Origin of the sequence: Nocardia vinacea NBRC 16497 (assembly GCF_000308835.1) — a bacterium.
Lineage (GTDB): Bacteria > Actinomycetota > Actinomycetes > Mycobacteriales > Mycobacteriaceae > Nocardia > Nocardia vinacea.
In genome coordinates, this window is sequence record NZ_BAGN01000070.1 from 1 (window position 1) to 9,259 (window position 9,259).

General features: G+C 66.0%; 6 protein-coding genes. 3 read left to right on the top strand and 3 right to left on the bottom strand.

Translation table 11 applies throughout. The features are described from left to right. The 3 genes from ON44_RS08375 to ON44_RS08385 form a co-directional block, all read right to left on the bottom strand. On the bottom strand, window positions 1–1,897 hold a 1,897-nt coding region (locus tag ON44_RS08375), incomplete at its 3' end, for a polynucleotide kinase-phosphatase (protein ID WP_040687667.1). Then, window positions 1,897–3,399 (bottom strand): 3' terminal RNA ribose 2'-O-methyltransferase Hen1, encoded by a 1,503-nt coding sequence (locus ON44_RS08380; RefSeq protein ID WP_040687676.1) that lies wholly within the window; start codon window positions 3,397–3,399, stop codon window positions 1,897–1,899. The genes ON44_RS08375 and ON44_RS08380, both read right to left, overlap by 1 nt. A gap of 54 nt (window positions 3,400–3,453) precedes the next feature. Continuing rightward, window positions 3,454–5,922 (bottom strand): phosphoketolase family protein, encoded by a 2,469-nt coding sequence (locus ON44_RS08385; RefSeq protein ID WP_040687669.1) that lies wholly within the window; start codon window positions 5,920–5,922, stop codon window positions 3,454–3,456. Window positions 5,923–6,214: 292 nt separating this feature from the next. Between ON44_RS08385 and ON44_RS08390 the strand changes: the two genes are divergently transcribed. The 3 genes from ON44_RS08390 (at window position 6,215) to ON44_RS08400 (ending at window position 9,214) form a co-directional block, all read left to right on the top strand. Further along, on the top strand, window positions 6,215–6,805 hold the full coding sequence (locus tag ON44_RS08390) for an FKBP-type peptidyl-prolyl cis-trans isomerase (protein WP_040687672.1): 591 nt from the start codon (window positions 6,215–6,217) through the stop codon (window positions 6,803–6,805). Between the two features lie 168 nt (window positions 6,806–6,973). Beyond that, the gene (gene tig, locus ON44_RS08395; RefSeq protein ID WP_040687678.1) at window positions 6,974–8,347 is read left to right on the top strand and encodes a trigger factor; all 1,374 of its coding nucleotides are present in this window, start codon (window positions 6,974–6,976) and stop codon (window positions 8,345–8,347) included. Between the two features lie 258 nt (window positions 8,348–8,605). Then, a complete protein-coding gene (locus tag ON44_RS08400) occupies window positions 8,606–9,214 on the top strand; it encodes an ATP-dependent Clp protease proteolytic subunit (protein WP_040687673.1) in 609 nt (202 codons plus the stop codon). The last annotated feature ends 45 nt before the right edge of the window (window positions 9,215–9,259 follow it).

Genomic DNA, 9,259 nt, shown 5'->3' on the forward strand with positions numbered 1-9,259 from the left:
GTGCGGCACGGGCGGCCGCACCGACGGCGGCATACTGATTGCGCAGCAGGCCAACGGCTTTGGCCGACCACGGCATCAGCTCGGCATCGAGCAGCAGCCATTCGGTGTTCAATTCCTCGAACAGGCCCGCTGTTTCGGCGGCCGTACGCACCCGGGCGAGCAGCTTCTCGGTCTGCGCGGTGTCGTCGAGGAACGGACGCCCGGTGCGGGTGTAGAGCGCACCGGTACTGCCGTCGTCGACGCCGAACCGATCGGCCGCGACCTGCGCCGATCGCGTCACGAGGACGATTGCGCGCGAGCCCATGTGCTTCTCCTCGCACACCACGCGTCGCACACCCTCGGACCGGTAGTAGTCGAAGGCCTCGGCGGGATGTTCGAGATAGCCGTCCAGTTGGGTGGTCGCACACGGCGCCATCGTCGGCGGCAGGTACACCAGCCAGCGCGGATCGATGGCGAAGCGGCTCATCACCTCCAGAGCGGCCCCGGCGTTTTCCTCCTGCACGCCGACGCGACCGTGCTGACGGGTCTCCACTACCCGGCGGCCCATCACATCGTCCAGATCGAGCACACCGGGATCGCGGTGCGTTACACCGCCGGGCGTCGCCATGGCGGTGGCCTGCAGCGGACGCACCGGCTCGTACCAAACCCGTTCGGCCGGAACCGAAACCGGCACGCGCTCCGGATACCGCAGGGCTGAGAGCTTGCCGCCGAAGACGACACCGGTGTCCAGGCAGAGAGTGTTGTTCACCCAGCGCAGATCGGTCACCGGCGTGTGGCCGTACAGCACGGTGGCGCGCCCGCGGTAATCCTCGGCCCACGGATAACGCACCGGCAGACCGTATTCGTCTGTCTCCCCGGTGGATTCGCCGTACATCGCGAATGCGCGCACCCGGCCCGACGCACGCCCGTGGTACTGCTCCTCGAGCCCGGCGTGCGCGACTACGAGGCGGCCGCCGTCGAGCACGTAGTGGCTGATCAGACCGCGGCAGAAGTCCAGCGCCGACTTGCGGAAATCCTCGTCCTCGGTCTCCAACTGGGCCAGCGATTCCGCAAGGCCGTGCGCGATACGCACCTTCTTGCCGTCGAGTGCGCGCACCAGCTTGTTCTCGTGATTTCCGGTGACGCACAAGGCCGTTCCCGCGCGCGTCATCCCCATGACGAGTCGGAGCACACCCGGGGTATCCGGTCCGCGATCGACCAGATCGCCGACGAATACCGCGGTGCGCCCGGCCGGGTGACTCGCGCCGACAGCCCGGCCCGCATTGTCACGGGCGAGGTCGTAGCCGAGTTCGCCGAGCAGCGTCTCCAATTCGGCGCGGCAGCCGTGCACATCGCCGATCACATCGAACGGTCCGGTGAGTTCACGCTTATCGTTCCAGGCCTTTTCGTCGACAATGGTCGCCGACTCGATCTCCTCGACACCGCGCAGTACGTACACCTTCCGGAAGCCCTCGCGTTCCAGACCGCGCAGGCCTCGGCGCAGTTCGCGCTGCTGCCGGGACACCACGTGCCTGGCCAGATGCGCCCGGTCGGGGCGTTGCTTATTGCGTTCGAAGCACACGTCATCGGACACGTCGAGCACGATCGCCACCGGCAGTACGTCGTGGGCTCGCGCCACCGTGATCAGTTCCTGACGCGCCTTGGGCTGCACATTGGTGGCGTCGATGACGGTGCGCAGGCCGCGCCGAAGCCGGATACCGGCGATGTGGTGCAGCAGTGCGAAAGCGTCCGGCGTCGACGACTGATCGTTCTCGTCATCGCTGACAATGCCGCGACAGGCATCCGAGGAAACGATCGCGGTCTGCGGAAAGTGCTTGCGCGCGAACGTCGATTTGCCGGAACCGGTACTGCCGATCAGCACGACGAGGGAGAGCTCCGGGACGGATAGCTCGGTCATCACGCCGCTCCTCTCGTACTGCTGTCGGTTGTGGCCTTGGTGAACAGGGCCAGTTGCGTTGGCGGGCCGAATTCGGGATGTTCGACACCGACGGGCACGAAGCGCACCGCGTAGCCATGCTGTTCGGCCACGCGAGAGGCCCAATCCGCGAATTCCGCGCGGGTCCATTCGAAGCGGTGATCGGAGTGCCGGAACTTGCCGGCCGGAAGTGTTTCGTACACCACATTGTGCTCGGCATTCGGCGTCGTCACTATCACGGAACCCGGTGCGGCCGAGCGGAATACAGAATATTCGAGCGCTTCCAACCGCGGCTCGTCGATATGTTCGACGACCTCCATCAGCACGGCGGCGTCGTATCCGCGCAACCGTGCATCGGTGTATGTCAAGGCTCCCTGCAGCAACGTCAAACGCTGCGCCACCCGTTCCGGCATCCGATCCAGTCGCAACCGCCGCTTGGTGATGTTCAACGCTCGCATCGATACGTCGATACCGACTACCTCGGTAAAAACCTTGTCCGCCAGCAATTCCCGCAACAACGCCCCCTCCCCGCAGCCGAGGTCGAGCACCCGATGTGCCCCGACCTCCCGCAGCGCGGCCAAGACCGCGGCCCGTCGCATGACCGCCAACGATGGCGCGCGCTCATCACCGTCGGTCGGCGTTGCCTCCGCCTCCGCTGCCTGCGCAGCTGTGGCCTCTGCGTTCGCCTCGTCGACCCCCTCCTCGACCGCATCGAGCTCCTCGGCCTCCACATCGTCCACCTCGGCCAGCCGAGCCAGCGCGGTCCGCACCAGCGACTGACGTCGCGCCAGGTAGCGCCGCGTGATCCAGCCCCGTTCCGGATGCTCGGCCAGCCACCCGGCCCCCGCGCGGATGAGCTTGTCGACCTCGTCGGCGGCCAACCAGTAGTGCTTGGCACCGTCGAGCACCGGCAGTAGGACGTACAGGTGCGCGAGCGCGTCGGCAAGGCGGATGGTTCCGGCGAGTTCCAGTCGCACATAATGCGAATCGCCCCACTCCGGAAAGGCCGGATCGAGGGGGAGTGGTTCGGCGATCACGGTCCAGCCCAGCGGCGCGAAGACCCGCTCGGCCGCCTCCGGACCGCCCTTGCACGGCACGGCAGGCAACGCGATCCGCAAAGGCAGCGCCGTCTGCGCCAACTCGGGCCGCTGATCGCAACGTCCGTGCAGTGCCGTGCGGAATACCGCGCCGAGTGCCACCGACAGCAGCGATGACGCCGCATACGGCCGATCGTTGACATACTGCCCGAGACTGAAATCCGGTGTGCTGCGCGATCGCCCGCGCACCAACCGGATCGGATCCACCTCCAACAGCAGCGCCGCCGTACACCGCGCCGCGGTCGCCTCCGGGTACACCACGTGCGCGGTGCCGTAGGACTGTTCGAACGCCTGCACCCGGTCGGGGTTCTTGTGCAGCAAGAAGCCCAGATCGGTCGCGGGCCAGGCCGCGCCCTCCGGTGGTGTGCAGGTGATCGTCAACAGCATCTTGCGATCGTCGTCGAGCCACACACCGCACGCAAGGAAGTTTCGTGGGGCTTATCAGAGACTGAGGTTCGGCCAGGTCCAGTTGGCGACCGCCGGAATGTCCTCGCCGTGTTCGCGAGTCCAGGCGCGCGCATTCCACCGGGCGTCGACCATCTCCTGTCGCAGTCCCGCCGCCTTCTCCCGCAAGGTCGGAACCCGGTCGATCACATCCATAACCAGGTGGTATCGATCCAGATCGTTGAGCATCACCATATCGAAAGGTGTTGTCGTGGTGCCCTTTTCCTTGTATCCGCGCACATGAAGCTCGCTGTGGTTGGTGCGCTGGTGGGTGAGTCGGTGGATCAGCCACGGGTACCCGTGGAATGCGAAGATCACCGGACGGTCCCGGGTGAACAGTGTGTCGAACTCGCTGTCGGACAGGCCATGTGGATGTTCGTCAGATGGTTGCAGCCGCATCAGATCGACCACATTCACCACCCGCAGCCGCAGTTCCGGCAGGCGCGCACGCAGAATCGCCGCCGCCGCAAGCGTTTCCAGCGTCGGTACGTCCCCTGCACACGCGAGCACGACGTCCGGCGTGGTACCAGGATCGTCGTTCTGCCCGGCCCAGCCCCAGATTCCGGCACCGCGCGCGCAGTGCACCGCGGCATCGGAAACCGAAAGCCAGTCCGCCTGCGGCTGTTTCCCGGCGACCACCACATTGACGTAATGCCGTGAACGCAGACAGTGATCGTAGGTCGACAGCAGCGTATTCGCGTCCGGTGGCAGATACACCCGTACGATCGATGGCTTCTTGTTCAGCACCACATCGAGGAATCCGGGATCCTGATGGGTGAAGCCATTGTGGTCCTGTCGCCAAACATGTGATGAAAGAAGGTAATTCAGGCTCGCAATGGGTCGCCGCCACGGCACCGCCGCACTCGCATCCAGCCATTTGGCGTGCTGATTGAACATCGCGTCGATGATGTGGATGAACGCCTCGTAGCAGGTGAACACCCCGTGCCTGCCGGTCAGCAGATAACCCTCGAGCAGCCCCTGGCACATATGCTCGGAAAGCACCTCGATCACCCGTCCGGTGCGGTCGAGATCTACATCGAATTCGCCGATTTCGGCCTGCCAGTCACGACCGGTGACCTGCAGAATGTCCTGCAGTCGATTGCTCGCCAATTCGTCGGGGGCGAAGGTCAGGAAGTTGTCCGCATTGCGCGCGGTGACATCGCGCAGCCAGGCGCCGAGCACCCGGGTCGCCTCGTGCTGTGTCGCCCCCGGCTCACGCACTTCGACGCCATAGGACCGCCAATCGGGCAGCCGCAGATCTCGAACGAGCATGCCCCCGTTGGCAATTGGATTCGCACTCATCCGTCGATCGCCGTCGGGCGCCAGGTCGAGCAGCGCCGCTGACGGCCTGCCCGACTCATCGAAGAGCTCCTCCGGCTGATAGGACCGCAACCACTGTTCGAGCACCGCCCGATGCTCGTCATCGGTACGCGCGCCCGCCAACGGCACCTGATGCGCTCGGAAGGTGCCTTCCACAGGATCACCGTCCACCACCGGCGGGCAGGTCCACCCCTTCGGCGTGCGCAGCACGATCATCGGCCAACTCGGGCGCGCACCATCGGTCCCCGCGCGTGCGGTCCGCTGAATCTCCGCGATGCGATCCAGGGCAGTGTCGACCGCAATGGCCATCTCCTGGTGCACGTTCGCGGGATCGCTGCCCGCGACGACGATCGGCTCGTAGCCGTACCCGCGCATCAGCATCAGCAATTCGGATTCCGGAATGCGCGCCAGGATGGTCGGATTGGCGATCTTGTACTGATTCAACGCGAGAATCGGCAGCACCGCACCGTCGCGCACCGGGCTGAGGAATTTATTGGCATGCCAGCTGGTGGCCAGCGGCCCGGTCTCCGCCTCACCGTCGCCGACCACGCAGAACACCGTCAGATCCGGATTATCCAGCGCCGCCCCGAACGCGTGCAGCAGCGAATAGCCCAGCTCACCGCCCTCGTGGAAGGAACCAGGCGTTTCCGGAGCACAGTGACTCGGCACGCCACCGGGAAAGGAGAATTGCGCGAACAGCGCACCCATCCCGTCGGCGTCCTGCGGAATATGGCTGTAGAGCTCGGAATAGGTGCCCTCGAGCCAGGCGCAGGCGTTCGGGCCCGGTCCGCCGTGCCCGGGTCCGGCGACGAAGACCGCATTCAAATCGCGCTGGCGGATCGCCCGATTGGCATGCGCCCAGACCAGATTCAGGCCGGGTACGGTCCCGAAATGTCCGAGCAGCCGCGGTTTGATGTGCTCGGGCTCCAGCGGTTCCCGCAGCAGCGGATTGTTCATGAGATAGATCTGGCCGACCGCGAGATAGTTCGCGGCGCGCCACCACGCGTCGATTGCTTCCAGTTCCGCGCGCTCGAGCGGGCCGGGGGCATCCGCGAGCCGATACGCGCGCGGCGCGATGGTCACACCGCCACCGCTCTCGACGTTGTCGGCCGAGGTATCGCCCCCCAGACTGGCCATCTGCGTCATACGCCGACTCTCCTCACACTCGGGCATCGGAAGCGGCACCTGGCGGGACCGCTGTCGGATCTGCACGGTTGCCGATAGCAATCGACAACGCCGGTTGGAGAATTCATCGTCAGCCTACCCACCGATCGCGCTGGTAAATCGGTCTTCACGATCTCGCGGCCACCGTCGGTCCGTCTGGTGCCGAATGTCACCGCGCCGGGGTCATCGGTCCTCGCTCGACCGCACGAGGGTCTCGGGGGCCAGACGCAGGGTGGCTGGGACGACCGCGGCGCGGTGTATTACGGTCCGCCGCATGCAAACACTGCGCAGGATCATCGGTATCGGCACCATCGCCGCGGCGACATTCGCGCTGGCCGCCTGTGGCTCGGACGACGACAAGGGCTCGTCCGCCACCACGTCTGTCGTCACGTCGTCGGCCGCCGCGGCATCGGCGCAGCCCACCTTCGGTCAGCTGCCCGCGCAGAACACCGGCGCCGAATGCACCGCCGACGACATCGTGGTGGTCGGCGGCTTCGGCGCGACGCCGAAGATCACCATCCCGGACACCTGCACCCCGCCGACCCAGCTCCTCGTCAAGGATCTCGTTCCGGGCAGCGGTCCCGGCGCGGTCGCCGGTCAGCCGCTCACCATGAACTACACGCTGATCACCTGGTCGGATAAGAAGAAGCTGGACAGCTCGTTCGACCGCGGCAAGCCGTTCCAGCTGACGCTCGGTGCCGGACAGGTCATTCCGGGTTGGGAGCAGGGGCTGGTCGGCGTGCAGGCGGGTGCGCGGCGGCTGCTGATCATCCCGCCGAACCTCGGGTACGGCGCGGGCGGCAACGGCATCAAGCCCAACGAAACGCTGGTCTTCGTCACCGACGCGGTCGCCGTCGGCAAGTAATCGCTACGCGTAGTCCGCGGCGGTGGTGCTGCCTGCAGCCCGCCGCGACGGGTCAACTAACCTGGTCGAGATACGCACGTTGAGCCGTGCGGCGATTTCGCTCGTGATTACCCCCAGCAAGTCGGCCACAAGCAAGTCGACCAGAACCAACGAACAAGGAGCATGTCCGTGAAGAGCACCGTCGAGCAGCTGAGCCCGACCCGGGTCCGGATCAACGTCGAGGTGCCTTTCGAGGAGCTGAAGCCGGACTTCGACAAGGCCTACAAGGCGCTGGCCAACCAGGTCCGCATCCCCGGCTTCCGTCCGGGCAAGGCCCCGGCCAAGCTCATCGAGGCCCGCCTGGGCCGCGGCGCGATCCTCGAGCAGGTCGTCAACGATGTGCTGCCCGGCCGCTACAGCGAGGCCGTCACCACCTCCGAGGTCAAGGTCATCGGCCAGCCCGAGATCGAGATCACCAAGATCGAGGACGGCCAGGAGCTGGCGTTCACGGCCGAGGTCGACGTGCGCCCGGAGATCGCCCTGCCCGCCTACGACGGCATCGAGGTGACCGTCGACTCGTTCACCATCGGTGACGAGGACATCGAGGAGCAGCTGCAGTCGCTGCGCCAGCGCTTCGGCACCTTGACCGGCGTCGAGCGTCCGGTTCAGGACGGCGACTTCGTCTCCATCGATCTGTCGGCCACCGTCGACGGCGAGGACGTGCCGGAGGCGGCCACCACCGGTCTGTCCCATGAGGTCGGCTCCGGTCAGCTGATCGAGGGCCTGGACGAGGCGCTCAGCGGCCTTTCGGTCGACGAGTCCAAGGAGTTCACCTCGACCCTGGTCGCCGGTGAGCACGCGGGCAAGGAGGCGGTCATCACCGTCACCGTGCGCTCGGTCAAGGAGCGCGAGCTGCCCGAGGCCGATGACGACTTCGCCCAGCTGGCCAGCGAGTTCGATACCCTCGACGAGCTGAAGGAAGACCTGCGCAACCGGGTCGAGCGCGTCAAGAAGGTCGAGCAGGCCGGTCAGATTCGCGACAAGGTGCTCGAGACCCTGCTCGAGCAGGTCGAGGTGCCGCTGCCGGAGGCGGTCGTGCAGGCCGAGATCGACGCCGTGGTACACGATGCGGTGCACGGCTTCGACCACGACGAGGCCAAGCTCGCCGAGGCGCTCGAGGCCCAGGGCTCCAGCCGCGAGGAATTCGACAAGGACACCAAGGAGTCCGCCGAGAAGTCGGTGAAGACCCAGCTGCTGCTGGATGCCATCGCCGAGGCGGACAACACCCAGGTCGGCCAGGAGGAGCTCACCGAGCGGATCCTGTTCCAGGCGCAGCGCTACGGCCTCTCGCCCGAGCAGTTCATCCAGCAGGTGCAGCAGGCGGGCCAGCTCGGCGCGGTCTTCGCGGACGTGCGTCGCGGTAAGGCGCTGGCCGGTGTGGTCGGCAAGGTGAAGGTCACCGACTCCGATGGCAACGCCGTGGACACCGCCGAAATGTTCGGTGCCCCTGAGGGTTCCGAGCCGGAGGGCACCGACGAGACCGCCGCCGCGAGCGCCGAATAATTCCATGGAGGAACAGCGTGATCTGGACATATGTGGTTTGGTGATTGCGCTGTGAGCGAGCGTAGCGAGTGAACCAAAAGCACAGTGCGCTCTCGCGCACAGTGCGATCGAGCGTCAGCGAGATTGCGCTGTGAGCGAAGACGGGCGGTACCGGGAGTTCGGTGCCGCCCGGCTTCGTTAGTGTTTGTGACAAGCGAACCAGAGATGGCTGTTCGGAATCAGCAACGAGCCGGTAAGAGAAGGCAGGTATCCGTGACAATGAACAAGGCAGGGGTCGTCATGACATCCGCGACTGCTGGTCTGAACCTCAGTGATTCGGTGTACGAGCGCCTGCTGCGTGAGCGCATCATCTTCCTCGGCACCCAGGTCGACGACGACATCGCCAACAAACTGTGCGCGCAGATCCTGCTGCTCTCGGCGGAGGACCCCACCCGCGACATCTCGCTCTACATCAACTCGCCCGGTGGTTCGGTGACCGCGGGTATGGCCATCTACGACACCATGCAGTTCGCGGAGTGCGATATCGCCACCTTCGGCATGGGTCTGGCCGCGTCGATGGGCCAGTTCCTGCTCACCGCGGGCACCAAGGGCAAGCGCAGCGCGCTGCCGCACGCGCGGATCATGATGCACCAGCCCTCGGCGGGCATCGGCGGATCCGCGGCCGATATCGCGATCATGGCCGAGCAGTTCGCGCACACCAAGCGTGAGCTCAACGAGCTGCAGGCGCTGCACACCGGCAAGTCGATCGAGCAGGTCACCATCGACGCCGACCGTGACCGCTGGTTCACCGCGAAGCAGGCCCTCGAGTACGGCTTCATCGACCGGGTGATCACCCACGCGGCGCAGGCGAACGGCGCGGGTAACTAACCGGCTCTCGAGCTGACCCGTTCCCCCTCAACGACTTTGGAGACG

What these genes read in the sequence shown, in the direction of transcription:
- ON44_RS08380 (WP_040687676.1), bottom strand. Translation starts at nt 3,399, where the DNA reads ATGCTGTTGACGATCACCTGCACACCACCGGAGGGCGCGGCCTGGCCC.
- ON44_RS08385 (WP_040687669.1), bottom strand. Translation starts at nt 5,922, where the DNA reads ATGACGCAGATGGCCAGTCTGGGGGGCGATACCTCGGCCGACAACGTC.
- ON44_RS08390 (WP_040687672.1), top strand. Translation starts at nt 6,215, where the DNA reads ATGCAAACACTGCGCAGGATCATCGGTATCGGCACCATCGCCGCGGCG.
- ON44_RS08400 (WP_040687673.1), top strand. Translation starts at nt 8,606, where the DNA reads ATGAACAAGGCAGGGGTCGTCATGACATCCGCGACTGCTGGTCTGAAC.